This window comes from Qipengyuania xiapuensis, from assembly GCF_019711395.1.
In the GTDB taxonomy this organism is placed as follows: Bacteria; Pseudomonadota; Alphaproteobacteria; order Sphingomonadales; family Sphingomonadaceae; genus Qipengyuania; species Qipengyuania xiapuensis.
The window spans coordinates 855,714-880,568 of sequence record NZ_JAIGNL010000001.1; the positions used below are offsets into that span (position 1 = coordinate 855,714).

30 protein-coding genes are annotated in these 24,855 nt (G+C 63.0%); 16 read left to right on the forward strand and 14 right to left on the reverse strand.

All coding sequences use genetic code 11. The features are described 5' to 3' along the window. The first annotated feature begins 71 nt into the window (after positions 1 to 71). The 3 genes from K3163_RS04325 (at position 72) to K3163_RS04335 (ending at position 2,103) form a co-directional block, all read left to right on the forward strand. Positions 72 to 221: a hypothetical protein gene (locus K3163_RS04325; RefSeq protein WP_221552778.1), complete on the forward strand. Its 150-nt coding sequence runs from the start codon at positions 72 to 74 to the stop codon at positions 219 to 221. Positions 222 to 275: 54 nt separating this feature from the next. Then, positions 276 to 1,685, forward strand: coding sequence for a DNA recombination protein RmuC (locus K3163_RS04330; RefSeq protein ID WP_221552786.1), 1,410 nt, complete (start codon positions 276 to 278; stop codon positions 1,683 to 1,685). 112 nt (positions 1,686 to 1,797) lie between these two features. Next, the gene (locus tag K3163_RS04335) at positions 1,798 to 2,103 is read left to right on the forward strand and encodes a PilZ domain-containing protein (protein ID WP_221429040.1); all 306 of its coding nucleotides are present in this window, start codon (positions 1,798 to 1,800) and stop codon (positions 2,101 to 2,103) included. An 18-nt stretch (positions 2,104 to 2,121) separates the two neighbouring features. Here the strand turns inward: K3163_RS04335 and K3163_RS04340 are convergent, their stop codons facing one another. The 7 genes from K3163_RS04340 to K3163_RS04370 form a co-directional block, all read right to left on the reverse strand. Continuing rightward, on the reverse strand, positions 2,122 to 2,928 hold the full coding sequence (locus K3163_RS04340; protein ID WP_221552787.1) for a TrmH family RNA methyltransferase: 807 nt from the start codon (positions 2,926 to 2,928) through the stop codon (positions 2,122 to 2,124). A 2-nt stretch (positions 2,929 to 2,930) separates the two neighbouring features. Further along, positions 2,931 to 3,209, reverse strand: coding sequence for an HPr family phosphocarrier protein (locus K3163_RS04345; protein ID WP_221552788.1), 279 nt, complete (start codon positions 3,207 to 3,209; stop codon positions 2,931 to 2,933). Next, positions 3,206 to 3,631, reverse strand: a complete 426-nt coding sequence (locus K3163_RS04350; RefSeq protein WP_221429037.1) for a PTS sugar transporter subunit IIA — start codon at positions 3,629 to 3,631, stop codon at positions 3,206 to 3,208. Before K3163_RS04350 ends, K3163_RS04345 begins: the two co-directional genes overlap by 4 nt. Positions 3,632 to 3,703: 72 nt before the next feature. Next, positions 3,704 to 4,600, reverse strand: a complete 897-nt coding sequence (gene rapZ / locus K3163_RS04355; protein ID WP_221429036.1) for an RNase adapter RapZ — start codon at positions 4,598 to 4,600, stop codon at positions 3,704 to 3,706. Continuing rightward, on the reverse strand, positions 4,597 to 5,028 hold the full coding sequence (locus K3163_RS04360; protein ID WP_221552790.1) for an HPr kinase/phosphorylase: 432 nt from the start codon (positions 5,026 to 5,028) through the stop codon (positions 4,597 to 4,599). Before K3163_RS04360 ends, rapZ begins: the two co-directional genes overlap by 4 nt. Further along, positions 5,025 to 6,590 carry a sensor histidine kinase gene (locus tag K3163_RS04365; RefSeq protein ID WP_221429034.1) on the reverse strand — a complete coding sequence of 522 codons (1,566 nt, stop codon included), beginning with the start codon at positions 6,588 to 6,590 and terminating at the stop codon, positions 5,025 to 5,027. The genes K3163_RS04360 and K3163_RS04365 overlap by 4 nt, the downstream gene beginning before the upstream one ends. Next, positions 6,583 to 7,329 carry a response regulator transcription factor gene (locus tag K3163_RS04370; RefSeq protein ID WP_221552791.1) on the reverse strand — a complete coding sequence of 249 codons (747 nt, stop codon included), beginning with the start codon at positions 7,327 to 7,329 and terminating at the stop codon, positions 6,583 to 6,585. The genes K3163_RS04365 and K3163_RS04370 overlap by 8 nt, the downstream gene beginning before the upstream one ends. A 184-nt stretch (positions 7,330 to 7,513) precedes the next feature. Between K3163_RS04370 and K3163_RS04375 the strand changes: the two genes are divergently transcribed. Together K3163_RS04375 and K3163_RS04380 are read left to right on the forward strand one after the other, a co-directional pair. Then, positions 7,514 to 9,103: a phosphoenolpyruvate carboxykinase gene (locus K3163_RS04375; RefSeq protein WP_221552794.1), complete on the forward strand. Its 1,590-nt coding sequence runs from the start codon at positions 7,514 to 7,516 to the stop codon at positions 9,101 to 9,103. A 366-nt stretch (positions 9,104 to 9,469) separates the two neighbouring features. Then, positions 9,470 to 10,234 carry a glycoside hydrolase family 16 protein gene (locus tag K3163_RS04380; RefSeq protein ID WP_345719698.1) on the forward strand — a complete coding sequence of 255 codons (765 nt, stop codon included), beginning with the start codon at positions 9,470 to 9,472 and terminating at the stop codon, positions 10,232 to 10,234. Between the two features lie 29 nt (positions 10,235 to 10,263). Here K3163_RS04380 and K3163_RS04385 read toward each other — a convergent pair whose 3' ends face one another. Next, entirely contained in the window at positions 10,264 to 12,117 is a 1,854-nt protein-coding gene (locus K3163_RS04385) for a DUF885 domain-containing protein (RefSeq protein WP_221552796.1), read from the reverse strand. 37 nt (positions 12,118 to 12,154) lie between these two features. After that, positions 12,155 to 12,532, reverse strand: a complete 378-nt coding sequence (locus K3163_RS04390; protein ID WP_221552798.1) for a DUF3597 domain-containing protein — start codon at positions 12,530 to 12,532, stop codon at positions 12,155 to 12,157. A 117-nt stretch (positions 12,533 to 12,649) separates the two neighbouring features. Between K3163_RS04390 and K3163_RS04395 the strand changes: the two genes are divergently transcribed. After that, on the forward strand, positions 12,650 to 12,862 hold the full coding sequence (locus K3163_RS04395; RefSeq protein WP_221429028.1) for a hypothetical protein: 213 nt from the start codon (positions 12,650 to 12,652) through the stop codon (positions 12,860 to 12,862). A gap of 18 nt (positions 12,863 to 12,880) precedes the next feature. On the opposite strand, the gene K3163_RS04400 is transcribed toward K3163_RS04395, so the two are convergent. Together K3163_RS04400 and K3163_RS04405 are read right to left on the reverse strand one after the other, a co-directional pair. Then, on the reverse strand, positions 12,881 to 13,552 hold the full coding sequence (locus tag K3163_RS04400; RefSeq protein WP_221552801.1) for an energy transducer TonB: 672 nt from the start codon (positions 13,550 to 13,552) through the stop codon (positions 12,881 to 12,883). A gap of 258 nt (positions 13,553 to 13,810) precedes the next feature. Further along, the gene (locus tag K3163_RS04405) at positions 13,811 to 14,467 is read right to left on the reverse strand and encodes an alpha/beta hydrolase (protein WP_221429026.1); all 657 of its coding nucleotides are present in this window, start codon (positions 14,465 to 14,467) and stop codon (positions 13,811 to 13,813) included. Positions 14,468 to 14,647: 180 nt separating this feature from the next. Here K3163_RS04405 and K3163_RS04410 point away from each other — a divergent pair, with 180 nt between their 5' ends. The 8 genes from K3163_RS04410 to K3163_RS04445 all read left to right on the forward strand — a co-directional run bounded on the left by K3163_RS04410 (position 14,648) and on the right by K3163_RS04445 (position 18,993). Then, a complete protein-coding gene (locus tag K3163_RS04410; RefSeq protein WP_247712455.1) occupies positions 14,648 to 15,640 on the forward strand; it encodes a cysteine desulfurase family protein in 993 nt (330 codons plus the stop codon). Then, positions 15,637 to 16,731 carry a cysteine desulfurase family protein gene (locus K3163_RS04415; RefSeq protein WP_221552812.1) on the forward strand — a complete coding sequence of 365 codons (1,095 nt, stop codon included), beginning with the start codon at positions 15,637 to 15,639 and terminating at the stop codon, positions 16,729 to 16,731. Before K3163_RS04410 ends, K3163_RS04415 begins: the two co-directional genes overlap by 4 nt. Next, a complete protein-coding gene (locus K3163_RS04420; protein ID WP_221552823.1) occupies positions 16,728 to 17,054 on the forward strand; it encodes a 2Fe-2S iron-sulfur cluster-binding protein in 327 nt (108 codons plus the stop codon). Before K3163_RS04415 ends, K3163_RS04420 begins: the two co-directional genes overlap by 4 nt. Before the next feature lie 271 nt (positions 17,055 to 17,325). Beyond that, positions 17,326 to 17,592 carry a translation initiation factor IF-1 gene (gene infA, locus K3163_RS04425; protein WP_221552825.1) on the forward strand — a complete coding sequence of 89 codons (267 nt, stop codon included), beginning with the start codon at positions 17,326 to 17,328 and terminating at the stop codon, positions 17,590 to 17,592. A gap of 44 nt (positions 17,593 to 17,636) precedes the next feature. Beyond that, complete coding sequence (locus K3163_RS04430) at positions 17,637 to 17,789, forward strand: hypothetical protein (RefSeq protein ID WP_221429022.1); 153 nt, start codon at positions 17,637 to 17,639, stop codon at positions 17,787 to 17,789. Between the two features lie 58 nt (positions 17,790 to 17,847). Continuing rightward, positions 17,848 to 18,072 carry a hypothetical protein gene (locus K3163_RS04435; protein WP_221552827.1) on the forward strand — a complete coding sequence of 75 codons (225 nt, stop codon included), beginning with the start codon at positions 17,848 to 17,850 and terminating at the stop codon, positions 18,070 to 18,072. Positions 18,073 to 18,266: 194 nt separating this feature from the next. Next, positions 18,267 to 18,476, forward strand: a complete 210-nt coding sequence (locus K3163_RS04440) for a cold-shock protein (protein WP_221429020.1) — start codon at positions 18,267 to 18,269, stop codon at positions 18,474 to 18,476. Between the two features lie 352 nt (positions 18,477 to 18,828). Then, positions 18,829 to 18,993 (forward strand): hypothetical protein, encoded by a 165-nt coding sequence (locus K3163_RS04445; RefSeq protein ID WP_221552829.1) that lies wholly within the window; start codon positions 18,829 to 18,831, stop codon positions 18,991 to 18,993. A 102-nt stretch (positions 18,994 to 19,095) separates the two neighbouring features. Here the strand turns inward: K3163_RS04445 and K3163_RS04450 are convergent, their stop codons facing one another. Together K3163_RS04450 and K3163_RS04455 are read right to left on the reverse strand one after the other, a co-directional pair. Beyond that, positions 19,096 to 20,127 (reverse strand): DUF4349 domain-containing protein, encoded by a 1,032-nt coding sequence (locus K3163_RS04450; protein ID WP_221552830.1) that lies wholly within the window; start codon positions 20,125 to 20,127, stop codon positions 19,096 to 19,098. Positions 20,128 to 20,299: 172 nt separating this feature from the next. Further along, positions 20,300 to 20,866, reverse strand: coding sequence for a type 1 glutamine amidotransferase domain-containing protein (locus K3163_RS04455; RefSeq protein WP_221552840.1), 567 nt, complete (start codon positions 20,864 to 20,866; stop codon positions 20,300 to 20,302). Between the two features lie 145 nt (positions 20,867 to 21,011). Between K3163_RS04455 and K3163_RS04460 the strand changes: the two genes are divergently transcribed. Further along, a complete protein-coding gene (locus tag K3163_RS04460; RefSeq protein ID WP_247712569.1) occupies positions 21,012 to 21,785 on the forward strand; it encodes an ion transporter in 774 nt (257 codons plus the stop codon). Positions 21,786 to 21,888: 103 nt separating this feature from the next. Here K3163_RS04460 and K3163_RS04465 read toward each other — a convergent pair whose 3' ends face one another. Then, entirely contained in the window at positions 21,889 to 22,308 is a 420-nt protein-coding gene (locus K3163_RS04465; RefSeq protein WP_221552851.1) for a hypothetical protein, read from the reverse strand. 199 nt (positions 22,309 to 22,507) lie between these two features. Here K3163_RS04465 and parC point away from each other — a divergent pair, with 199 nt between their 5' ends. Then, positions 22,508 to 24,802, forward strand: a complete 2,295-nt coding sequence (gene parC / locus K3163_RS04470) for a DNA topoisomerase IV subunit A (protein ID WP_221552861.1) — start codon at positions 22,508 to 22,510, stop codon at positions 24,800 to 24,802. The last annotated feature ends 53 nt before the right edge of the window (positions 24,803 to 24,855 follow it).

Consider the following 24,855-nt stretch of genomic DNA (forward strand, 5'->3'; position numbering starts at 1 on the left):
AGAGCTGCATGTCGGCGGTAACATAACCATCCCAATCTGCGGCGGTGACAGCCCAAGCACAGGAGAGTGGCATGCGCCATCTCTATAACCTGTGTTGCCTGACAGATGGCTGGCACTGGATGCGCATCGCAGAAAGTGGCCATATCATTCGTGTGTCGGATCGCGGATTTGAATCTCGCGATGAGGCATACTTTGACATGGTGCGCCATCGTCAGGGCTGACAACACCGTGCCGCCGGCGTTCAGCGTCGGCGGCAATGGAGGATATGTGGCGTGATGGATCCCATGCTTTTCATTCTCATGGCGCTGCTGGGCGGCCTCGTGGTCGGCGGCTTCGCCGGTTGGTTCTTCGGTTCGCGCCCGGCGGCCGATTGGAAGGCGCGCCATGCCGAGCGTGATGCAGAGGCGAAGGACCTTTCCGAGAAACTTTCGCGCATGGCGCCAGAGCTTGCGACCATGTCGGAGCGTGCCGATCGCGCCGACGAACTCGCACGCAAGCTGGACGAGGAGCGCGAGGCTCACGGAGCACTGAAAGCGAAGGCCGCGGGCTTCGAGGAGCAGAAGCGCCTGCTCGAGGAAAGCCGCGAGAAGCTGCTCAAGGAATTCGAGAACACCGGTGCCAAGGTGCTCGAGGCTGCGCGCGAGCGGTTCAGCAACGAGGCGACGAGCAGGCTGGGCGAGGCGGAAGCCAAGCACAAGGAGGCCGTCGCTTCGCTGCTCAAGCCGGTCAACGAACGCCTGCAGAAATACGAGGAACAGGTCGGCTCGCTCGAGCGCCAGCGCGCCGATGCCTTCTCGCGCCTCCATCAGCAGATCGAGGGTATGCGTATCTCGCAGGAGGAGGTCCGCAAGGAAGCCCAGCGCCTCGGCAACAGCCTGACCAATGCGCCCAAAGCGCGCGGCCGCTGGGGCGAACGGGCGCTACAGAACGTGCTCGAACAGGCAGGGCTTGCCGAACATACCGATTTCATTCTCGAGCAGTCGCTCGAAACCGACGAAGGCCGCCTGCGCCCCGATGCCATCGTCAACGTGCCCGGCCAGAAGAAACTGGTCATCGATGCAAAGGTGTCGCTGAATGCCTACCAGGCCGCGTTCGAAGCCGATGACGACGATGTGAAGCGCCAGCAGCTTTCGCTGCACGCAAAGTCCATGCGCAGCCACGTCCAGACGCTCGGCGCGAAGAGCTACCAGAGCCAGTTCGACGAAGCACCCGACTACGTCGTGATGTTCGTGCCCGGCGAACATTTCGTCGCCGCTGCGCTCGAAGCCGATCCCGACCTGTGGGACTTCGCCTTCCACAACAAGGTGCTACTGGCCACGCCGACCAACCTCGTAGCCATCGCGCGCACGGTGGCGCAGGTCTGGCGCCAGGACACGATCGCCCGTGAGGCGGTGGAGATCGGCAAGGCAGGGGCGGAGCTCTATGACCGTCTCGCCGTCGCTGCCGAGCATATGAAGCGCGTCGGCGGCGGTCTCGAGACTGCGGTCAACAATTACAACAAGTTCGTCGGCAGTTTCGAGCGAAACGTGCTGTCAGCCGGAAGGCGCCTGCACGAAAAAGGCATCGAGATCGGCAAGCGTGAAATCGAGGAGGTGCCTAAAGTAGAGGCCACTCCGCGCTATAATGCCGAAGACGCAGCGCAAATCGAGGATGGCCGCGCGGAAGACCGCGAGGCTGCGGAATAGGAAATTTCGTTGGTTAATCGCGTAACGAAATAAAAACATTGTTTCTTGGTGCATAAGACGCAATTGTCGCGTTACTACAATTGTGGTTTCGTAGGCTGACGGGGTTCGCCAAATGGATTTGAGGCGGGAAAAGCGCTACTCGATTTCGGTCATGGGCCGGTACCGCAAGGGTACCGGTGTGCGCTTCGATATCGCTATCCGCGATCTCTCCGAATACGGCTGCCAGTTCGCCGACCTGGTTGGCCGGCTCCGCAAGGGTGACGAGATCACCCTGCGCATCGGAGACATCGGCCCGATCGCCGCACGCACCAAGTGGGTGGAGAAGCGGCAGGTAGGCGTCGAGTTCGACCAGCCGCTGCATCTTTCGGTGCTCGACCACATCATCGAACATGGCGGTACGAACAAGGCCGAAGACTGACCTCTTCCGGCACGAATTTCAGGATAGAGAAGCGAGTACTTCGTAGCCGAGCACTGCGGCGGCGACCGCAGCGTTGAGGCTGTCGGCGCGGCCTTTCATCGGCATGGTGACCCGCAGGTCGCAAGCCATCTCATATTCCTCGGGAAGGCCGCGGCTTTCATTGCCGACCATCACGAAACAGGGCGCCGCATAGGGCGCACCGCGATAGGGCTGGGCATCGCGCAGCGAAGCGGCGACAAGCTGTCCATCGCCTTTTCTCAACCAGCTTTCGAACTCGGCCCAGTGTGCCTGAGCGAGCTTCTGCGTGAAGATTGCACCCATGCTGGCGCGCACGGTCTCGACACTGAAGGGATCGGCACAGTCGTCGATTAGGATCAGCCCGCCCGCTCCGATGGCGTCACCGGTGCGCAGCATGGTCCCGATATTGCCCGGATCGCGCAGCGCCTGGGCGACAAGCCAGATATCCGCGCACGAGCGATCGAGCGTCTCCAGCGAGGTGTCGAACTCGGCAAAAACACCTGCGACCGCCTGCGGATTGTCCTTGCCGGTGATCTTGGAAAGGATGTCCGGCGTGGTCTCGATCACTTCGCCGCCGCTGGCCTCGACGGCCTCTTCGAGCGCGGTGAGCAGCGGATGCGGATCGCGGCGATCGGCGAGCACGAGCACTTCGGGAATGTGTCCGCATTCGCGCGCGTCGGTGAGCAGGCGCAGGCCTTCGGCAAGGAACCGGCGTGCGGCCTTGCGATGCTTTTTCTCGCGCAGCGCCCGCAGCGCCTTGACGGTGGGATTGGAAAAGCCGGTGATGACCCGGCGGTGCGCGGCCATGCTCAGGGCTCCCCGAAGCCGTCCTCGACCATTGCGGAAAGCTCGGCCATCACGGCATCGGCATTGTCGCCGGCGACGATCAATTCGATGGTGTCGCCCTTGGCAGCGCCGAGCATCATGAGCCCGAGGATCGAGCCGCCGGCCGCCTCATTGCCACCCTTGGCCACGCGAACGCTGCAGCCTTCGGGGATCTCCGCGACCGCGCCGACGAACTTGGCGCTGGCCCGCGCATGAAGGCCCCGCTGATTCACGACCGTCAGTTGTTTACGAAGTTCGCTCAACTCGCCTTCCGTGCGCTCTCGATGTCCTGGCCGAGGAATTCGCTCGCCACGGTGATGTAGTTGCGTCCGGCAGTCTGCGCCGCGGCGACGGCTTCGACGACGTTCATGCTCTTGCGCGCACCGGCAAGGCGGATCAGCATCGGCAGGTTGATGCCGGCGATCACTTCGATCCGTCCGGTGTCGAGCAGCGAAATGGCCAGATTGGAGGGCGTGCCACCGAACAGGTCGGTGAGGATGATCGCGCCATCGCCCGTGTCGACCTCGCCGATGGCGTCGGCGATGTCCTTGCGCCGCTGTTCCATATCGTCATTGGGGCCGATGCAGATGGTGGCCACGCCTTCCTGCTTGCCCACCACGTGCTCCATCGCATCGATAAAATGTTCGGCAAGCTTGCCGTGGGTGACGAGAATCATGCCGATCATGCGTGCACTGCGTCCGTTGCGTTTCCCGAGGGGTGAAGTTTCTGCGTTTTCGCCATTGCGCGTGGTTTGAAATCAACCACGCTCGAGCGGATCGGCGGGGCGGCTTCCAAGATTGCGGTGAATGACCGTGGGCGAAAATCCTGCCTCGCGCAAGACCTCGGCGGCCGCTTCCGCGCTGTAAACCGAGCGATGTCTCCCGCCGGTACAGCCGAAGGCGATGTTGAGATAGCTGCGATCCTGGGCGGCGTAACGCGGCAGCAATTCGAGCAAGGTCTCGGAAATGCGGGCGAAAGCGGGCGCGAAGGCAGGGTCGCCCTCGATATGTTCGCCAACCGCCCGGTCGAGGCCCGTCTGGTCGCGAAGATCGGGCACCCAGTGCGGGTTATCCAGAAAGCGCATGTCGAACATCAGGTCGGCCAGTGGCGGCATGCCGCGCGCAAAGCCGAAGCTGGAAACCGTGATGGTCATCTCTCGCCCACCGCTCCTGCCGAACCGCTCGCGCACGACCTGCTGTAGGTCGCCGGAAGTATAGTCGCTCGTGTCGAGCACGATATCGGCCCATTGGCGCAAGGGTCCAAGAAGCTCACGCTCGGCCTTGATCCCGGCCGCCACCGGCCGCTCGCGCGCCATCGGGTGTGGGCGGCGGGTTTCGTTGTAACGACGCTCGAGCTCGGCGGCGGAGCAGTCGATGAACATGGTAGTCAGTTCGACATCGCTGCGCTTGGCCAGCTGCTCGCACAATTCGATTGTCTCGGCCGGTACGAAGCCGCGGGTCCGCGAATCGAAACCGATCGCGAGCGGGGCCGGATGGTCGCTGTCCCCGCCAAGCATCGAGCCAAGCAAGCGGACAGGGAAATTGTCGATCGTCTCCCAGCCCAGGTCTTCCAGCACCTGCAGCGCGGTCGACTTGCCCGCGCCGGACAGGCCGGTCACGAGAAGGATGCGCTGGAGGGACGGGTCCGTGGTCATTTGCCGACCGGCAGCCCGTGTTTCTCGAGCGCGTATTCGGCGCGCAGGGCCTGGGTCATGTCTCCCGCGCGGAACATCAGCACGGGGATGGAGGTGCCCCTGATATCCGTGTGCGGGATCTCGGTGGGATAGCGCGGCGCTTTCTTCTCGGTCAGCTGCAGCGCCAGCGCGACAGGCGCGCTCGTGGTGGGCAGCTTGACGAGGCCGACATTGCGCACCTCGATCAGCCCTTCGGTGGTCATCGGCGGATGGGCATGCGGGAAGCCGTCTTCCTCGACGATCCGGATACCGTCATCACCGATCAGCGTGGCGCCGCGGTCGATCAGCGCAAGTGCAAGGCTGGACTTGCCGAGCCCGGGCTCACCCGCGATCAGCAGCGCGCGGCCGTCGATCGCGACGGCGGTAACATTCGGAATAACTAGCTTCATTTGGCTGCCGGCAAGTCTAGCACGAGACAGGCCCCCTTCTTTCCATCGGCCCGCCCATCGGCATGGAGCGAGCCGTCATGCGCTTCGGCGATGGTGCGCCCGATGGCAAGACCAAGTCCGGAATGATTGCCGAAATCTTCGTCCTCGGGCCGGTCGGAATGAAAGCGGTGAAAGACTTTCTCGCGCTTCTCTTCCGGAATGCCCGGGCCCTCGTCGCAGACCGTCATGATGATCCGCCCGTCGCGGCAGCGGATGATGACCTCGATTGTCCCGCCATCGGGAGAAAAGGACACAGCATTGTCGAGCAGGTTCTCGATCACGCGTTCTAGCCTCACGGCGACGCCGTAGACGCACAATTCTTCGCCGATGGCCTCGATGGTCACGGTGTTTCCGCGGTTCTCGCCGCGCTCGTCGCGGCTTGCGACCACGTTTCGCGTGAGTGCGGCAATGTCGACCATTTCGAATTCGGCGCGCGACATTTCCGCGTCGATCCTGCTGGCATCGGAAATCTCGGTGACGAGGCGATCGATGCGGCGCACGTCATGCGTGGCGATATCCAGCAATTGCTTGCGCAGCTCGGGGTCCTCGACCTTGCCGAGCGATTCCGTGGCGCTGCGCAAGGATGCGAGCGGGTTCTTGATCTCGTGCGCCACGTCCGCGGCAAAGCTTTCGACCGCGTCGATCCGGTGGCGCAATGCGGCGGTCATGTCGGACACGGCGCGGGCGAGCATGCCGATCTCGTCGCGCCGGTCGGGAAGGCGCGGGACCTCAACCTGCCGGTCGCGACCCTGCCGCACGCGGACAGCTGCCTGCACCAGTTCGCGCAATGGCCGCACGATGGTCTGCGCAAGGAAGAAGCTGAGCAGGGTCGAGACGAGCAGGAAGAGCAGCACGATCAGCGCGACATTGGTGCGCGCCTCGCGGACGCGCTGCGTGATGTCGACCGGATTGCGTGTTATCAGCAGCGTGTCTCCGTCGAGACCGACCGGGGCAGCCGCATTGATGACATGCGTGCCGTCGGGCGCGTCGCGCAGCACGATTTGCGTGAGGCTTTCCTCGCGCGCACGCACAAGTTCTGGCCACGCGCTTGCATCGTCGGCTTCGGGATCGACGTAATCGGGAAGCGCCGGGGCATCGACCACGGTGTCGAACCAGCGGTCGAGGCGGAGCGCGAAGTCATCCTGGTTGACCTCGCTTGCCTCGGGCAGGTCGAAGCTCGGCGGGGCGAGCTGGAAGCTGTCGGATTCGAGGATCCCCTCGGGCCCGTAGACACGGATGCGGAGGCGCTGCTCCTTGCCGATCTGGATCAGCAGCGCTTCCTGGCGTTGCGGTGTCGCCCCCGCGAGCGCCTCGGCAGTGATCTGCGCTTCGACCAAGGCAAGCTTGAACCGCTCGTCGAGCAGCTGCTTGCGGTAGCTGTCGAGATAGATGACCCCGCCGCCCAGCAGCACCAGCGGCAGGACGTTCACGAAGAGGATGCGGCTGGTGAGCGAAAGGCGGCGCGACCAGCGGAGTTTGTCGAGCCGGGGATCGCCTTTCAGGACGCTGCCGGTCTCAGCCATCGCTAAAACTGTAGCCCGCGCCGTAGAGCGTTTCGATCGAGGAAAACTCCGGATCGACGCTGCGGAACTTGCGCCGCATGCGCTTGATGTGGCTGTCGACGGTGCGATCGTCGACGAAGACATCGTCGGGATAGGCCGCGTCCATCAGCTGGTTGCGGCTCTTGATGACGCCCGGATGCAGTGCGAGTGCTTCGAGCAGGAGGAATTCTGTGACGGTGAGCGAGACGGGTTTTTCGTCCCACGTCACGTGGTGGCGCGCCGGGTCCATGCGCAGGCGGCCGCGTTCGATGATCTCTGCCGGAAGCTCGCCAGGTTCGATCGGTATCGGGCGGCGCGCATCGCTGCGGCGCAGGATCGCGCGGATACGGGCAAGCAGCAGGCGCAGGCTGAACGGCTTGGCGATGTAATCGTCCGCGCCCATCTGGAAGCCGGCTTCCTCGTCCTGCTCGTCGTCCTTGCTGGTCAGGAAAATGACCGGAAGCGGCGAATGCTCGCGCAGGCGGCGCAGCAATTCCATCCCGTCCATCTTGGGCATCTTGATATCGAAGATCGCGAGGTCGGGCGGGTTGCCGAGCAGGGCGGACAGGGCCGCTTCGCCGTCGGAATAGACCCTGGTTGCGAAACCTTCCGCCTGTAGCGCGATAGAAACCGTCGTCAGGATGTTGCGATCATCGTCGACGAGCGCAATGACCGTGCGGTCATCGGCTGGCTTTGCGGCATCTCCGGCGGTGTTTTCCATCACAGCGGCGATTAACGCAGTTCTTCAAGCATGACAACGCGCTGCCCCTAGAGGATAGTGCGAATATCCCGATGGGCGTTTGACCTCACATAACTCGCCGACTAAAGACCGAGGTGAGGGCGCGCATTCGTATGCGCAGCGATTCCCGATCACCAATGACGCTTCATTTGCGCTGGAGAATTCAGTGACCACCGAGCTTTCCCACTCGCTTGCCTCGCAGGGCATCGAGACTGCCGCCACGATTCATCCCAACCTGTCGTCGGAGGAGCTGACCGCAGCCGCTCTCGAGCGTGGCGAAGGCCGCCGCGCCAAGCACGGTCCGCTGGTCGTCGAGACGGGGAAGCACACCGGCCGCAGCGCCAAGGACAAGTTCATCGTCCGCAATGCCGAGACCGAAGACACGGTCTGGTGGGACAACAACGCCTCGATGACGCCGGAACACTTCGCCGCGCTCAAGGACGATTTCATGGCCGCGCTGAAGGACAAGGAAGAGCTCTTCGTGGCCGACCTGTTCGGTGGTTCGCAGCCCGAATATCGCGTCAACGTGCGCGTCATCAACGAGCTCGCCTGGCACAACCAGTTCATCCGCACGATGCTGGTGCGCCCGACGGCGGAAGAACTCGAAGGCTTCGAGCCCGAGTACACCATCGTCGACCTGCCGACCTTCAAGGCCGATCCGGAACGTCATGGCACGCGCAGCGAAACCGTGATCGCGGTCAACCTCGAAGAGAAGCTCATCCTCATCGGAGGCACGAAATACGCCGGCGAGATGAAGAAGAGCGTCTTCGGCATCCTCAACTACCTGCTGCCGCCCAAGGGCGTGATGCCGATGCACTGCTCGGCCAATATCGGCCCCGACGGCAAGAGCGCGGTGTTCTTCGGTCTTTCGGGCACCGGCAAGACCACGCTTTCGGCCGACGCCAGCCGCACGCTGATCGGTGACGACGAGCACGGCTGGTCGGACACGGCGGTCTTCAACTTCGAAGGCGGTTGCTACGCCAAGATGATCCGTCTCGACCCGGAGAGCGAGCCTGAAATCTACGCCACCACGCGCATGGAAGGCACCGTGCTCGAAAACGTGGTGATGGACGAGAACGGCGAGATCGATCTCGACGACAACACCCTCGCGGAAAACACCCGCGGCGCCTATCCGCTCAGCTCGATCCCGAACACCAGCGCCGACAATCTCGGCCCGCCGCCCTCGAACGTGATCATGCTGACCGCCGACGCGTTCGGCGTGCTGCCTCCGATCGCGCGTCTCACGCCCGATCAGGCGATGTACCACTTCCTATCGGGTTACACCGCCAAGGTCGCAGGCACCGAAATCGGCGTTACCGAGCCGACCGCGACCTTCTCGACCTGCTTCGGTGCGCCTTTCATGCCGCGCCACCCGAGCGTTTACGGCAACCTGCTGAAGAAGCGCATCGCCGAAGGCGGCGCGCAGTGCTGGCTGGTCAACACCGGCTGGACCGGCGGCAAGTACGGGACCGGCCACCGCATGCCGATCAAGGCGACCCGCGCGCTGCTTAACGCTGCGCTCGACGGCAGCCTCAACGATGCCGAATTCCGCAAGGATCCGAACTTCGGCTTCGAAGTGCCGGTCAGCGTGCCGGGTGTCGACAGCACGATCCTCGACCCGCGGGCGACCTGGGCCGACAAGGACGAATACGACCGCACCGCGCACAAGCTGGTGCAGCTCTTCGTCGACAATTTCGAACCCTTTGCAGCGCATGTCGACCAGGGCGTGCGTGACGCTGCTCCCGAAGCAGCCTGACGGTTAGCCCGCCATCTGCGGGCACTCAGTTGGAGAGGAGGCCCCCGGCCGCACCAAGGAGAGAGGGTGCGGACCGGGGGTTTTTCGTGCGCGGGGAGGCTTCCCCACCATGCTTACGAATGCATGCAGGCGGCCGATTGCGAGGCTGCGGAGCGACTGATAGCCCTCCCGAAGGGAAGAGGGAGTAACCGCATGAGCGGTCGCGCATTTATGGCACTTGCCGCGGGGGCATTGACGCTAGCGGCCTGTGGAAGTGGCAGCGGCAGCACGTCGCCGGCAACCGGCGGAACCGCTACGCCCACCCCCACCCCCACCCCCACTCCTACTCCTACTCCGACACCGTCGCCCGCCTCATTCGATACGTTGGTGTTCGAAGAGCAGTTCGCCGACGGTTCGCTCGATCGGTCGGTGTGGAATGTCGAAGGGCCTTCCTTCTGGGTGAATAACGAGCAGCAGGCTTACATCGATTCCGCGGACACGATCCTCTTCGGCCCCGTCGCGGGGGCGGAGGACGGGCAGGCGCTCATCCTGAAGCCGCAATGGCGCGAAGGATTCGCGACCCCGACCGGCCGGACGACCGATTTCGTCTCGGGCCGCATCAACACCGCCGACAAATACGATGTCACCTATGCGAAGGTCTCGGCCCGGATCCGCATGCCCGATGCGCGCGGCGCATGGCCCGCATTCTGGATGCTGGGCTACGGCAGTTGGCCCGATGCGGGCGAGACCGACATCATGGAATATGTCGGCGAGAAGGACTGGACGAGCTCCGCGCTCCATGGCCCCGGTTATTCCGGCGATACGCCCATCGCCGAGCGGCAGAGCTTCACTTCGGGAGAGGACGTGACCGGCTGGCATGTTTACTCTGTCGAACGGCGCGACCAGGACCTGCGCTTCTTCGTCGACGACCGCGAGTTCTACCGCGTCACCAAGGCCGACGTCGAACGATACGGTCCGTGGCGCTTCGACCGGGCGCAGTACATCATCCTGAACTTCGCGCTCGGCGGCACCTATCCGCAGGGGGTCAACAACGTCACCTCACCCTATCCCGGCCTTCCGCAATCGACGGTCGACCGGATCAAGGCCGGCGAAATCCAGATGGAAGTCGACTGGGTCCGCGCCTGGGAATGAGGTGAGGCGCGGCCTGTCGCGCGACGCGGCTAGGCGGACGCCCCCGCGATATAGCGCGACACGTTCTTCTCCAGCACATCCATCGGCACGTTCCCGCCGAGGATGACCGCGTCGTTGAACGCCTTGAGGTCGTAAGCCTTTCCGAGCACCGCCTGCGCGCGCTTGCGCTGGTCGACGATGCGGCTGTGGCCGAGCTTGTAGCCGGTCGCCTGTCCGGGCCAGCTGCAATAGCGATCGACTTCGCTCTGCACTTCTTCCGGCTTGGAACCATTGCGCTGGATGAAAAACTGGCGGCCCTGTTCGCGGCTCCAGCCCTTGGCGTGCAGGCCGGTGTCGACGACCATACGGCAGGCCCGGAAGGCGAGGCTCTGGAGATAGCCGAGCTGCCCCACTTCGAAGCCGTCATAGGCGCCCAGTTCGTCGGCCAGCTGCTCGCCGTAGAGCGCCCAGCCTTCGGAAAACGGATTGAAGGCGAGGATCGAGCGGATCAGCGGCAGGCGGTTGGAATATTCGCCCTCCCACACGTGGCCGGGAATGGTTTCGTGATAGGTGAGGTCGGCGAGATCGTATTTGCGGTGCAGTTCGGTGGTGCGCAGGTTGATCCAGAACCGGCCCGGGATCGTGCCGTCCTTGCTGCCCGCCCCGCCATAGGCGCCGGGTGCACCGGCTTCCTCGGCCACCGGGATGCGGACGACTTCGAGATTGGGATCGACCAGTGTGTTGAACGCGCGCGGCATCTGCGCCTTGATCCAGTCCACGCGCTCGGCGATGAAATCCATGATCTCCGCGCGGCCCTCGTCACCGGGGGCGAATTTGTAGCGCGGGTCCTGCGACAGCGCGGTCATGCGCGCACCGACGCTGCCCTCGGTATAGCCGATCTTGCGCAGGATCGGGTCCATGCGCGCGTGTAGCGCTTCGAGTTCCTCGAGGCCCTGCTGGTGCACATCGTCCGGCGAAAGGCGAGTGGTCGTGCTGGAACGCAGAGCCCAGCTGTAGAACTCCTCGCCATAGGGGCGGGCCGACATGCCCGGATCGTCGGTGGAGACGGCGCGTTCGGCGCGCAATTCGGTGAGCTGGCGTTCCAGCGCTTCGGCGATCACCCCGCTTTCGAGGATCTTCGCGCGGTTGGCATGGCTTTCGGGCATGCCCGCTGCATTCAGCTTGGCGCGCAAGTCGTCGGCGAACAGCTCGCCCTTGCCGGCGCTGGCGATGGTCTGCTCCATCTGGACGATCGCCTTGTCGAGCAGGAAAGCTGGCGGGACCACGCCCATGCCGCGTGCCTCGCGAATGCGCGCCAGCTCGCCGTCGAGCGATGCCGGGAAGGCTTCGAGCCGCTCGATATAGGCATCGGCATCATCGCCGTTCTCGACCTTCTGGGTCGACTGCATGAAGCGGGGCATAGCGAGATATTCGCCCACGTTCTGGATGACGACATAGGGCGCGGTACGCCAGTTGCCGACGGGCGTGTCGCCATAGGGGAGGGCGAAGCCGTCGAGCGCGAGTTCATAGGCGCTCTGCACCACGTCGAGATTGGTGACCGTCTCGCTATCGAGCCCATCGCGCGAATAGGCGGCGACCCGCGCGAGATCGTGCCTCAGCGTGGCGGCATAGGCGTCCTGTCCGGCAGGCGACTGGTCTTCGAGCTTCCCGCGCAGATAGGCGTAGCGGCCCGTGTCGACGCCGAGGCTGGTGGCGCGTTCGGGCTCATGCTCGAGCAGGTTGTAGGCGATTGTCTCCAGCAACCGCTCCGCGCCGATCTGGCGGGCGGCGGCAATGCCTTCGGGGCGCGGTGTCGGGGCACATCCGCCAAGCGTGAGGGCGGTCGTCGCGCCAAGCCCTGCAAGGACCTGGCGACGGGTTGCTTCAATCGTGTGTGTGGTCATGCGCGCCGGTGTGTATCCGGCGCGCAAGAGTGTCAAATCAATCGAGGAATTCTGCCGGCACCTTGCCGCCGTTTGCCGACAATTCGCGCATGGTACGCTTGTGCAGCCAGATATTGTCCTCTGCCGTGCCCGAATAGTCCTCGCGGCCGAGTTCGATCGCGAGCGCCTTGCGGTTCTCATAGCTGGAATCGACCCCGATCAGCTTCATCAGGTCGACGATCGAGGTGCGCCAGTTGAGCCGGTCGGCACCCGGCATGGAATCGAGGCTGTTCTCGACATCGACGACGGGCTTGGCGACGGCTTCCGTCTTGGGGGCATCCGCCCAGGCATTGCCCGTCTTCGGCTGGACAGGCGCTTCCTGCGCCTTGGCTTCCTTGCCGAAGATCGCGTCCTTGATGCTGCTGAAGATACCCATCGCTCGTCCTTTCGCCGGTTGTGCGGAGTTTCGCCGCTTCGCTTTTGCAATCAACGGGATGGGATGGAGTGCGTTCCTGTGCTTCCCCGATTGCGCGGCACGGGCTAGGGAGCAGGAATGCTCGATACCGTACTCTCGATCGTCGTCCTTGCCGCCGTCGCGCTGTTCGTCGGCGCGTTCCTGCTGTGGAAGCGGACCGGCAATGCCAAGAACGCGCTGCTCATGGTGTTGCTCGGGCTGATCGCGCTGGGCAATGTGGCGATCTGGACGATCCCCGATGCAGACGGAGAAGCCCCGCTCGACAAGATCGAACGGGGCTCCGACCGGTAGCTGCCTGTCGCGAGGAGGCTATTCGGGCAGCTTCCAGACAACCGATCCCTTGAATTCGCCGGCGACCGGTTCGCCGTTGCTGCCGCGTGCCGGCTCGAACTTCGCGCGGCGGGGCAGGAGGTTGCAGGTCGCCTCGTCGAGCTGGCGATGACCCGTGCTGCCGGTGATCTCGCAGCCGGTGACCTTGCCGGTCGCAGCGATCTCGAGGCGGAAGCTCGCGGTTCCGGTCAGCTCCATCCGCGACCATGAAGAACGGTAGTCGCGGTCGCGCAGCCATCCGCCCGGATCGTTGCGCGGCTTTGCGCCCACGGGACTGAAGGTGGCGGTGGGGCCGGGGATGATCGGCTCGACGATGCGGGTCGGACCCGGATCGAGAATGATCGGACCCTCGGGGAACATTTCCGTCGTTGTCGGGATCGTCGGTTCGACCGGATCAAGACGGAACTTGTTGTCGGGCACGCTGACGGGAGGTGTGTCCGTGTTGGGCTTCGGCTGGTCCGTCGGCGGGGGCGGCGGCGCGGGAGGCGGCGGATCCTTCAGCTCGATCCCGACGAAAATGTCGTCCTCTTCCTGAACGATTTGCGCGACGCTGAGCCCTGCGATGATTGCCGCCCCGATGCTCGCCTGGACAATGATTGCTCCCGCCAGACCCGTGGCGGATGGCCCTCGCTTCTGATCGACATAAGACATGGATTTTCCTTTCCTCTGCGACTCCAAATCCATTTAGATGTTACAACATCTCTTTCAAAATGCAAATTTATGGTTCGGGGAGGCTCGGGGGACGGGTTCCGCACACGAAAAAGGGCCCGGAAATCGGGCCCTTGATCGGTTTCAGTCTAATTCGAACTGCGGCACGTGGTTCGCAAGGGCGACCGCCCGCCCGCAGCGAGTGCAGCTTGCTGCACGTCTAGCGAGGACGCACCGATGGATGTCGGTGCGAAAAACGGATCACGTAATGGGGCAGGCCGGGTCGAGACGGAAGTCGAGATAGTTGTCGACCGACTTCATCAGCTCTTCCTGCTCATTCTCGAAGAAGTGGTTCGCGCGCGGGATTTCTTCGTGATGCACGGTGATGTGCTTCTGCGTGCGCAGCTTCTCGACCAGCTTGGTCACGGCATTGGGCTGGACGACGGTGTCCTGCGCACCGTGGATGAAGATGCCCGAGGCCGGGCAGGGCGCGAGGAACGAGAAGTCGTACATGCTCGCCGGCGCACCGATGCTGATCCAGCCGCGGATTTCCGGGCGGCGCATGAGCAGCTGCATGCCGATGAGCGAGCCGAAGCTGACACCGGCGACCCAGGTCACCTGCGCTTCGGGATGGACCTGCTGCACCCAGTCGAGCGCGGCAGCGGCGTCGGACAGTTCTCCGATACCGTTGTCGAAGCTGCCCTGGCTGCGGCCGACGCCGCGGAAGTTGAAGCGCAGCGTCGCGAAACCGCGGTTCACGAAGGTCTTGTAGAGACGCTGCGTGATCTGCTCGTTCATGGTGCCGCCGCCCTGCGGGTGCGGGTGGAGGATCATTGCAACGGGTGCGCGCGGGCGCGGGCCGGGAGAGAAACGGCCTTCGAGGCGGCCTTCGGGGCCGGGAAAGATCACGGTCGGCATGGGGAGGTATACCCTGGCAGAAATTTTCGGTGGCGCAGGCCGCTTCTGGCTTGCACGAGGTTGCGCGCTATATAGGGATTTGTCGCCGATCCGCAATTATTTCGAGCACGTCCCGTCCCGACACGCATCTATCTCGATCACGCCGCCACCACCCCGCTCCGCCCAGAGGCGCGTGCGGCGATGGAGGAAGGCTTCACGCTCTGGGCCAATCCGAGCAGTCCGCACGCCGAAGGCCGCAAGGCGAGGGCGGCGCTCGAGGATGCGCGCGAACGCGTGAAACGGGCGCTCGGCTGGGAGGGAGAAGTCATCTTCACCTCCGGCGCGAGCGAGGCCGCGGCGCTGGCTCTGGGCCATGCCAAGGCGGGCGCACGACTGGTTTCGGCGGTGGAGCACGACGCGATCCTCAAGGCAGCGCTGGATGCCGAGCGCCTGCCGGTGCGGACCGATGGCGCGCTCGATCTCGAAGTGTTGACCGAGGCCGTCCAGCGCGAGCGGCCACTGGTCGCCGTCCAGCAGGTCAATTCCGAGACCGGCAATAGGCAGGATCTCGCCGCCATCGCCGGTATCGTCCATCAGGCGGGAGGCTTGCTACTCGCGGACTGTGCGCAAAGCGCGGGCAAGTTCGCTGCGCCTCCATGCGACATGGCGATCGTCTCGGCGCACAAGTTTGGCGGCCCGATCGGCATCGGTGCGCTGCTGGTGAAGGATTTCGCCATGCTCGAACCGTCCGGCGGACAGGAACGTGGCTATCGTCGCGGGACCGAGAACCTGCCCGGCGTGCTCGGTATGGCGGCCGCGCTGGAGGCTTGCAGCGATCCCTATGTGGACCCGACTATCCTCGAACCGCTCGACGCACTTGCGCAGGCGTGCCGCGAGACCGGCGGGATGTGGTTGTCCGACCGATTATCTGACCCCACTCCTTATGTCCGCGCGATCGCCATGCCCAAGATGAGCGGCAGCGCGCAGGTCATGCGCTTCGACATGGCGGGCATTTCGGTCTCGCAAGGCTCGGCCTGTTCCTCGGGCACGATGAAGACCAGCCATGTGCTGCAAGCGATGCAGGTCGAACCCGATGTCGCCGACCGCACCATCCGTGCAAGCTTCGGCTGGAACACGACACGCGAAGAGGTGGAACGCTTCGCCGAGGTATGGCTTGAGTTGGCGAAAGCATGATCTACCTCGACTACCAGGCCACCACCCCGCTTGCCCCCGAAGCGCGCGATGCGATGCTGCGCTGGCTCGACGGGCCGGGCGGTACCGGCTTTGGCAATCCGCATTCCCCGCACAAGATGGGCCGCGAGGCCAAGGCCGCGATCGAGTTCGCGCGCGAGCAGGTCGCCGCGCTCTTTCCGGCGGGCGGCAAGGTGATCTTCACCTCAGGCGCGACCGAGGCGCTCAATCTCGCCATCCGAGGCAGCGGCAAGGACGGCACGGTCTCCGTCTCCGCGATCGAGCATTCGGCGGTACTCGACACAGCAAAGGACGCGGGCAAGTGCCATGTGCTGAATGTCGCCAAGGACGGGCAGTGCAATACCAAGCAGGACTTGCCGCAGGACACGCGCCTCGTCTGCCTGATGCAGGTGAATAACGAGATCGGCGTGATCCAGCCGACGGTCGAATGGCACCGCAAGGCGAAGGAGAACAACGCGCTCTACCTGTGCGATGCGGTGCAGGCGTACGGGAAGATCGAGGTCACCGGCGCGGACATGATCGCGATCAGCGCGCACAAGTTCCACGGGCCCAAGGGCGTAGGCGCGCTGTGGGTGCGCGACGGTGTCGATTTGCACGAGGTCCAGACCGGCGGCGGGCAGGAATTCGGCCTGCGTTCGGGCACCCTCAGCCCTGCGCTGATCGCGGGCATGGGCGCGGCGGCGGCCGAAGCCAAGGACCGGATGGAGCAGGACGCCGACCACGTCCAGAAGCTCTGGAAGCGCGCCTGCGAGATCTTCGAGAACTGGGAGCTCAACGGCAGTGCCGAGGCGCGTTACCACGGCAACCTCAACATCCGCCCGCGCGGCCCCAACGGCGGCGGGCTCGATGTGAACCGCCTGATGAGCGAGTGCCGCAACGTGATGTTCTCCGCCGGCTCCGCCTGCGCCAGCGGTTCGGGTCGCACCAGCCATGTGCTCGAGGCGATCGGCCTGCCCAAGAAGCTCGCCAAGACCTCGATCCGCCTCGGCTTCGGGCGCTACACCACGCTCGAGGAGATCGAGGAAGCGGGCAAGACGATCAACGAGGCAGCAAAGGCGCAAGGATCGCTATGAAGGTCACTTTCATCACCTCCGAAGGCGACCGCGTCGATGCGAGTGCCGAGGCAGGCGACAGCCTCCTTCGCGTGGCGCAGGCCGCGGGCATGCCGCTGGAGGGAACCTGCGAAGGTCAGATGGCCTGCTCGACCTGCCACGTGGTGGTGGACAAGGACTGGTTCGGCCGCCTCGCGCAAGCGAGCGAGGAAGAGGAAGACATGCTCGACCTCGCCGCGGGCGTGCGCCGCACAAGCCGCCTGTCCTGCCAGATCGTGCTTGGCGAAGAATTGGACGGGTTGACCGTCACAATTCCCGCCGAGAGCCACGACATGAGCCGGTGAGGCTACGGCAGCTAACGATCCTGTTCCTGACAGTATTCTTTTCGGAACACCGCTTTTGCGCATTGCGGGCAATTTCCAAATTTCTTCACCAAGGTCATTGTAATTTTTTTGCACGCTGCTATATGGAAATTGCCTAACGTCGTTTGCGACGGATATTGATTGCCACCAGCTAAGCACAAGCGCGCTACCGGCACCTCGTCCATTTCATTCTTCCTGGCTCCGCAGCGGAACTCGTCCGCGCGGATGATTTTTCGTACGCTAGGATGCTTTGTTGGCGAAAGAAGAGCTCATAACGATGGAGGGGGCGATCGACGAGATCCTGCCCGATGGCCGCTTCGGCGTCACCCTCGACAATGAGCATCGCATCATCTGCTATACCGCAGGCAAGATGCGTCGTTACCGCATCCGATCGGTCGTTGGAGACCGCGTACACGTCGAAATGACGCCATACGATCTGAGCAAAGGCCGGATCGTCTTCCGCGAACGAATTCCGGGGCCCATGCCTGCCGGTGCTCGCAAGCGCGGATACAGGCGCTGAGATCTCAAGAAGGCGGCGGGAAGACCCTGCCGGACATACATCTAATGAACACAACGAATGTGCGCGATACCGCGCGCCCCAAGCTTTCCCTCCGTTACGGCGCCATCCATGCGCAGCGCGGGGGGCGGGAGAATGCAAATCCCGGCCTTATGGCGACCGCCGAGCTGCGACGTCTCGTCGCAACTATGATCGACTGAGCCACATAAACCATTCGCGGCCATGCATCAGCATCCCCGCCACAGCAGGAGAACTGTCATGGACCTCAATCATCAATACGCCCAGCACCAACGGGCCCTTATGGGTGCCGAGTGTGCTGCAAACGATGACGACCGCCTCGCCAAACTGGTGAAGGCTTCACGCATTGCCGGACGCATAAGCGAATTCCAGCACGGACTGGGCGCTGCCGCAGCCTGTGCCTGGAGCAAAGCTCAATTTGCCAATCCGGCAACCCTGGCGACAGGTTTCAAAGCCACTCAATAGTACGCAGGGCTACTGTCGCCCCAAGAAAATGCTCACGTTGAATTTCGACGGATATCGACGCCTGGCGAGACAATCGGCAACTTCCGGTTCTCGCGCCTTCAATACGACGACCTCCTTTCAATTGACGACTTGACGCACGACCGCGGCTCGCAATCTCGCCAGCCGCATACAAACGTTTCTTGAAAGGAAGCGAGATGACTACTGGTACTGTAAAATTCTTCAACACCGACAAAGGTTATGGCTTCATCCAGCCGGATGACGGCTCTGCCGACAGCTTCGTTCACATTTCCGCCGTCCAGGCGGCAGGGATGACGACGCTCGATAAGGACCAGCGCCTCAACTACGAAGTTGAAACCGGCCGCAACGGCAAGGAAAGCGCGGTGAATCTCTCGGCTGCAGATTAATCAGCTTACCCGTGTTCCTCTCGTGTGCTTTTGCGACCCGGCACGCGAGGGGGACTCCCATCTATGATCCAGACAAGAGAGATGCACATTGTACCAATCGTTCGAATTTTACGAAGCACGTGCGCAAGAAGCAGCTCTCGAGGCAGACGCGGCGACGCTCGATAACGTCAAGCAACGTAATCTGCGTGCCGAGAAGTCTTGGACAAGGCTGGCTGACCTGGCGCGAAAGGTAGCGACAGACCGAGCCAAGGCGGAGCAAGCCAAGGCGGAAAAGCGAGATGCCGAGCTTGCTATGCAACTCTTGCAATCGAGCTAGAGCGAGTCCGCCATGTCTCTACCCAAGGGATTTGCCATGTTCCGCCGAACCGACGGAACCGCAGCTGTTTGCCGGGTTTCGGCAATCCTTTTCGTCGGAAAGAACGAACGTGGCGTTGTTCTGAATTTTGCGGGCGGCGCGCAGGTAAATGTTCACGAAAGCTTTGATGAAGTGATGGCCCTGCTATCTTCAAAAGACTGAGAGTTCATAGCAGCGCCCGCTTCCCAATCGGTAACCCACGTTCCATCGCCAGCCCAAGTGCCCCGCCGCGAGTTTGTGCGGCGGAGCGCTCGGCTGCGGGCTTTAGTCCGTGCTGGTCTCTTTCGGTTCTTCCGGCTTTGTCCAGCCGTCGTTGCCGATGCCGGTCGATAGGCCGATCCGCTTGAACAGGCGGATGAGGCCCCAGACCAGCAGGCCGATCGGAAGGACAACCAGGCCGAGGACCATGAAGATCGCGATGAGGTTGCCGAAGATCGTCGCCAGCGAACCCCATGCGTTGCGGATGGGATCGGCAAACCCGCCTTCGGATGGCGTGCCCGCCTCGTATTCGAGCGTCATGGTCGAATAGGCGACGCGGCCGCGCATCTCGTTGAGCCAGCTTCGCGCCTGGTCGATTTCCTCGTTTACCTGCGCCACCCCGCGTTCGGCCTCGACCAGCTCGGCGACGGTCCCGCGGCGGTTGCGCAGGACGTCCATCAGCCGGTCGCGCAGCACGGTGCGGGCGCGCAGCCGTGCCTCGGTGTCGACGATGCGCTTCGACAGGTCCTCGCCCTGGATCGAGGAGGACACGAGCTCACCGTTCATGCCTTCCGACGTCGCGGTGAGCGCCTTGCCGAAGGTGCGCGCCTCGCCGCTGGCGATCGCGATGCGCAGGCTGCCATAGGCATAGTCGCCCTGGCTCTCGCCCGAGTTCATCGAGACGATGCGGCAGACTTGCGGCCCCTTCGCCTCGCACATGTCGGCGTGCTTTTCCTGCATCGGGCGGATGAGGTTCGGCGCCACGCGGAACCCGTAAGCGTAGGTGTAGGCGACCTGCGGCATTCCCACGGGCACTTCGGAAGTGGCGGAAGGGGGGATGGTGTCGTTGCCGGACGACTGCGCAGGGCGGGTGCGCGGGGGAGGTGGCGGAGGAGGAGGAGGCGAAGCGACGCGAGGCAGCGAAGGCCCGCTTTCCATCGCTTCCATGAAGCCGAACTCGTTTTGCGGAGCAGCGTCGGCCGCCATTTCGGCGTCGACGGTCGTCACACGCTCGGTCACGGCGCGCTCTTCCGACTGGCCGCAGGAGGTCAGCGCAAGGCCGGACAAGCCGACCAGCAAGAGGGAACGTTTCATCATCGAATCTCTCCTCACCATATTTCTGCCTTAATGTGGCCACATTTCTGCCGCATTTGCAAGCGATCTTGCATGTTACAACGTATCTTATTGTATAAACGCGTCAAGTCAGGCGAGAAAAAGGGCCCCTCCGCGCGATGCGAAGGAGCCCTTTTTGGTCCGGATTTAGAGAGGGTTAGGCGTCTTCGAGCTCGCGGCTCTCGACACTCTCGCCCAGCATGTTGATCAGCGCCTTGCTGAATGCCGGAATGTCGTCCGGATTGCGGCTGGTGATCAGATTTCCGTCAACTGCGGCTTCCTGGTCGACCACATTTGCGCCTGCATTCTTCAGGTCGGTGCGGATCGAGGGCCATGCGGTGACGGTCTTGCCCTTGATGATATCGGCTTCGGCGAGAAGCCAGGGCGCGTGACAAATGGCTGCGATCGGCTTGTCCGCCATGTTGAATTCGCGGACGATCGCGATGGCGCGTTCGTTCATGCGCAGGATGTCGGGGTTCATTTGGCCACCGGGGAGGAGCAGCGCGTCGAAGCCGGAACAGTCGGAAACTTCGTCGACCGTCTTGTCGACCTTTACGCTGTCGCCCCAGTCTTTGTCCTTCCAACCGGTGATTTCGCCATTTTCGAGACTGACGATGGTCGTCTCGAAACCGGCGTCTTCGAGATTGGCCTTCGGATCCATCAGTTCGGATTGCTCGAAGCCGTTGGTTGCGAGGATCATTACGCGTTTCGGGCTCTGTGTCATGGGGGGTAACTCCTTGATTTCGTGTTGCCCTTGAAACGGGTGGGAGGCGGGCCATGTTCCGCGGTGACAGGCGAGCCGTGGCAGTGGTAGGGCGGGTCGTTGATGGCCGGATTCTGCGGCCGGAATTCTATCTGGAGTGACGAGAATGAGCCTGCGCGAGAAAGTCCGGCAGCTGGTCGAGACGCGCATATTCGAGCGCTTCATCATCGCCGTGATCGTGATCAATGCCATCGGGCTGGGGCTAGAAACCTCGCCGACGGTCATGGGCAGCTTCGGCGGTGCGATCCGCCTTCTCGACACCTTGGCTCTCGGCATCTTCGTGATCGAGCTCGGTCTCAAGCTGTTCGCTTATCGGCTGGGTTTCTTCAGGAGCGGCTGGAACGTCTTCGATCTCGCCATCGTGACCGTCGCCCTGATGCCTGCATCCGGCGCATTCTCCGTCCTGCGCGCGCTACGTGTCCTGCGTGCATTGCGACTGATTTCGGTAGTGCCCAGCATGCGCAAGGTGATCCTCGGCCTGTTCAGCGCGATCCCCAGCATCGGCACGGTCATCGTGATGTTGCTGCTGCTGTTCTACATCAGCGCCGTGATGGCCACGAAGCTGTTCGGCGAGGCCTTCCCCGAATGGTTCGGCAATCTCGGTGCATCGCTCTATTCGCTGTTCCAGATCATGACGCTGGAAAGCTGGTCGATGGGCATCGTCCGGCCGGTGATGGAGGTCTACCCCTATGCCTGGGCGTTCTTCGTACCCTTCATCCTGATGACCAGCTTCATCGTCCTCAACCTCTTCATCGGTGTGATCGTCAATGCGATGGCCGAAGCCACCGAGGACGAAGCGCATGACGAGCGCGAGGAGATACTGAAGGAATTGAAGGGCCTGCGCGCGGATATTGCGGCGCTTAAAGGAGGTGCAGATTAAGCAGTAAGCACCGTAACGTTCAGGATGCTCACTTGCCAATCTGCGGCCATCGCGACTCGTCTCCAGTCCAGTCGGGGGTAAGATTGGCGAAGCCGATCAACCCTTAGAAGCTTGAGCGCTTGCTTGCCTCTTTCAGTTGGTTCTTCATGATCGTCGAGATCTTTGGGAAGAATGCATTACCGATAAAACCGGCAGCCACAGCCATCGCCATCGGAGCGAAAAACAGGGCGTAGGCGAGGGTCTCGCCATCTCTGCTATCTTTGACGAAAACATAGGCGATGCCCATAGTTGCCATAAAGGCGAGAACAACCAGTCCAACGACAGCCTTTCTTCGCGCTTTGCCTGCATTGAGATAGCCAAGCTTGAATTCGCTTTCGGACATGTCCTGAAGTTCCGGATGTGCATCGCTGCGTTTTATGTTGTTATAGGCCGCCTCTGCTTCGAGCTCGGCATTCTTGGCCTTGGCAAGCATGCGGACCACGATCACAACCAGAAACAAGCCGATAAGAAAAACCCAAAGCATTTCGAACCCCTCATATTACAACAATTGCTAAGTTGTTCTGTAATGGCGGTTTCAATGTCAACCCTTGCACCCGGCCAACCGCTGTGGACGAACCGCACTGCGATTTTTCCAACCTTTAGATGTCGGTGGGCTTAGGGCTCGGATTTTCCCTGTGGAAACGACACTCCCTTACCCCGCGTCGCCTTGCTAGGAGGACGGGATGGCCGATGTGACCGATATTCCCGATTCCGATCCCTTCGATGCAATCGTCGATGCGCCCTTCGATAGCGCGCTGTCCGAACGCTACCTCGTCTACGCGCTGTCCACGATTACCGCGCGTTCGCTGCCCGATTTGCGCGACGGGTTGAAGCCGGTCCACCGCCGCCTATTGTGGACCATGCGCCAGCTCAAGCTCGATCCGGCGAGCGGCTTCAAGAAGTCGGCCCGCGTCGTGGGGGAGGTGATCGGCAAGTACCACCCGCATGGCGATACCGCCGCCTATGACGCGATGGTCCGCCTCGCGCAGGACTTTGCGCTCAGGTACCCGCTGGTCGAGGGTCAGGGGAACTTCGGCAATATCGACGGCGATAATGCCGCTGCCTACCGCTACACCGAAGCGCGCCTGACCAAGACCGCGATGCGCCTGATGGAAGGCCTCGATGCAGGCACGGTCGATTTCATCCCGACCTACAATAACGAGGAAGAAGAGCCGGAAATCATGCCGGGCCTCTTCCCGAACCTGCTCGCCAATGGCGCGAGCGGGATCGCAGTGGGCATGGCAACGAATATCCCGAGCCATAACGTCGCCGAGATCGTCGACGCGACGCTGGAAGTGATCGACAATCCGCATGTCGAACATGCGCGCCTGATGGAGCTGTTCAAGGGGCCGGACTTCGCCACGGGCGGCGTCGTTCCCGAAAGCCCCGAGGTGATCAGCCACGCCTACGAGACTGGTCGCGGCTCGTTCCGCGTGCGCGGCCGCTTCCATGCGGCAGAGGCGGAGAAGGACGAGGACAAGCAGGCCGGTATCGAACGGCTCGGCGGCGGCCAGTGGCAGCTGATCATCTCCGAAATTCCCTACCAGGTCGCCAAGGGCAAGCTGATCGAGCAGATCGCGCAGGCGATCGCAGACAAGAAGCTGCCGATCCTCGAAGACGTGCGCGACGAGAGCGACGAACAAATCCGCATCGTGCTCGTCCCGCGCAGCCGCAATGTCGATCCGGAACTGCTGAAGGAGAGCATCTACAAGCTCACCGACATGGAGACGCGCTTCGGCCTGAACCTCAACGTGCTCGACCGTACGCGCACGCCGATGGTGATGGGGCTGAAGGAACTGCTCGACAATTGGATCGCCAGCCAGATCGATATCCTTCAGCGCCGCAGCCAGCACCGTCTCGACCAGATCGCGCGGCGGCTGGAGCTGGTCGAAGGCTACATTATCGCCTTCCTCAACCTCGACCGCGTGATCGAGATCATCCGCACCGAGGACGAACCCAAGCCGGTGATGATGGAGGAGTTCAAGCTCACCGACCGGCAGGCCGAGGCGATCCTCAACATGCGTCTGCGCAGCTTGCGCAAGCTGGAAGAAATGCAGCTTCGGGGCGAGAAGGACGAACTGCTCAAGGAGCAGGACGAACTCGAGAAGCTGCTCGGCAGTCCGGCCCGCCAGCGCACGCGCCTGAAGCGCGATCTCAATGCGCTGCGCAAGGAGTACAGCGAAGACACCGATCTCGGGCGTCGCCGCACGACGATCGAAGAGGCTGCCCCAGCGGTCGAATTCAGCATGGACGCCATGATCGAGAAGGAGCCGGTGACGGTCATCCTCTCGCAGAAGGGTTGGGTGCGCGGCGCCAAGGGCCACCTGCCGCTCGACCAGGAGTTCAAGTACAAGGAAGGCGACGGGCCCGCCTTCGTGCTGCACGCGCAGACCACCGACAAGCTTCTCCTGATCGGTGACGACGGACGTGTGTTCACGCTGGGCGCAGACAAGCTGCCCGGGGCGCGCGGCTTCGGCGAGCCGGTGCGCAACACGCTCGATATCGACGGCGCGGCGCAGATCGTCTCGGTCATCGTCCACCGCGAAGGGCAGGAAGTCCTGCTCGCGGCCAGCACGGGCAAGGGCTTTGCCGTGACGACCGACCAGATGCTCGCGGAAACCCGCAAGGGGCGGCAGGTGATGAACGTGAAGGACGGCGTGAAGCTCGTCGTCGCGCGTCCGATCGCCAAGGAACACGATCACGTCGCCGTGGTCGGCGAGAACCGCAAGCTGGTCGTCTTCAATCTCGAGGAGCTGCCGCGCCTTGCCAAGGGTCAGGGCAACAAGCTGCAGAACTACCGCGACGGCGGCCTGTCGGATGCGACCACCTTCAAGATGGAGGATGGTCTCAGCTGGGCGATGGGCGGCAAGGGCGACCGTACGCGCACCGAGACCGAAATGTGGCAATGGAAGGTCGCGCGTGGCGGGGCCGGACGCCTGCCGCCGCAGGGCTTCCCGCGCGACAACACCTTCGGCTGAATCAAAAGGACCGGCGGTGCTGGATAGCACCACCGGTCCCTTGCACCCCCGGT

Coding starts and splice junctions, on each gene's coding strand:
- K3163_RS04325 (WP_221552778.1), top strand. CDS start 72: ATGCGCCATCTCTATAACCTGTGTTGCCTGACAGATGGCTGGCACTGG.
- K3163_RS04330 (WP_221552786.1), top strand. CDS start 276: ATGGATCCCATGCTTTTCATTCTCATGGCGCTGCTGGGCGGCCTCGTG.
- K3163_RS04335 (WP_221429040.1), top strand. CDS start 1,798: ATGGATTTGAGGCGGGAAAAGCGCTACTCGATTTCGGTCATGGGCCGG.
- K3163_RS04340 (WP_221552787.1), bottom strand. CDS start 2,928: ATGGCCGCGCACCGCCGGGTCATCACCGGCTTTTCCAATCCCACCGTC.
- K3163_RS04350 (WP_221429037.1), bottom strand. CDS start 3,631: ATGATCGGCATGATTCTCGTCACCCACGGCAAGCTTGCCGAACATTTT.
- rapZ (WP_221429036.1), bottom strand. CDS start 4,600: ATGACCACGGACCCGTCCCTCCAGCGCATCCTTCTCGTGACCGGCCTG.
- K3163_RS04360 (WP_221552790.1), bottom strand. CDS start 5,028: ATGAAGCTAGTTATTCCGAATGTTACCGCCGTCGCGATCGACGGCCGC.
- K3163_RS04365 (WP_221429034.1), bottom strand. CDS start 6,590: ATGGCTGAGACCGGCAGCGTCCTGAAAGGCGATCCCCGGCTCGACAAA.
- K3163_RS04370 (WP_221552791.1), bottom strand. CDS start 7,329: ATGGAAAACACCGCCGGAGATGCCGCAAAGCCAGCCGATGACCGCACG.
- K3163_RS04385 (WP_221552796.1), bottom strand. CDS start 12,117: ATGACCACACACACGATTGAAGCAACCCGTCGCCAGGTCCTTGCAGGG.
- K3163_RS04390 (WP_221552798.1), bottom strand. CDS start 12,532: ATGGGTATCTTCAGCAGCATCAAGGACGCGATCTTCGGCAAGGAAGCC.
- K3163_RS04395 (WP_221429028.1), top strand. CDS start 12,650: ATGCTCGATACCGTACTCTCGATCGTCGTCCTTGCCGCCGTCGCGCTG.
- K3163_RS04400 (WP_221552801.1), bottom strand. CDS start 13,552: ATGTCTTATGTCGATCAGAAGCGAGGGCCATCCGCCACGGGTCTGGCG.
- K3163_RS04405 (WP_221429026.1), bottom strand. CDS start 14,467: ATGCCGACCGTGATCTTTCCCGGCCCCGAAGGCCGCCTCGAAGGCCGT.
- K3163_RS04410 (WP_247712455.1), top strand. CDS start 14,648: ATGGAGGAAGGCTTCACGCTCTGGGCCAATCCGAGCAGTCCGCACGCC.
- K3163_RS04415 (WP_221552812.1), top strand. CDS start 15,637: ATGATCTACCTCGACTACCAGGCCACCACCCCGCTTGCCCCCGAAGCG.
- K3163_RS04420 (WP_221552823.1), top strand. CDS start 16,728: ATGAAGGTCACTTTCATCACCTCCGAAGGCGACCGCGTCGATGCGAGT.
- K3163_RS04430 (WP_221429022.1), top strand. CDS start 17,637: ATGAACACAACGAATGTGCGCGATACCGCGCGCCCCAAGCTTTCCCTC.
- K3163_RS04435 (WP_221552827.1), top strand. CDS start 17,848: ATGGACCTCAATCATCAATACGCCCAGCACCAACGGGCCCTTATGGGT.
- K3163_RS04440 (WP_221429020.1), top strand. CDS start 18,267: ATGACTACTGGTACTGTAAAATTCTTCAACACCGACAAAGGTTATGGC.
- K3163_RS04445 (WP_221552829.1), top strand. CDS start 18,829: ATGTTCCGCCGAACCGACGGAACCGCAGCTGTTTGCCGGGTTTCGGCA.
- K3163_RS04450 (WP_221552830.1), bottom strand. CDS start 20,127: ATGATGAAACGTTCCCTCTTGCTGGTCGGCTTGTCCGGCCTTGCGCTG.
- K3163_RS04455 (WP_221552840.1), bottom strand. CDS start 20,866: ATGACACAGAGCCCGAAACGCGTAATGATCCTCGCAACCAACGGCTTC.
- K3163_RS04460 (WP_247712569.1), top strand. CDS start 21,012: ATGAGCCTGCGCGAGAAAGTCCGGCAGCTGGTCGAGACGCGCATATTC.
- K3163_RS04465 (WP_221552851.1), bottom strand. CDS start 22,308: ATGCTTTGGGTTTTTCTTATCGGCTTGTTTCTGGTTGTGATCGTGGTC.
- parC (WP_221552861.1), top strand. CDS start 22,508: ATGGCCGATGTGACCGATATTCCCGATTCCGATCCCTTCGATGCAATC.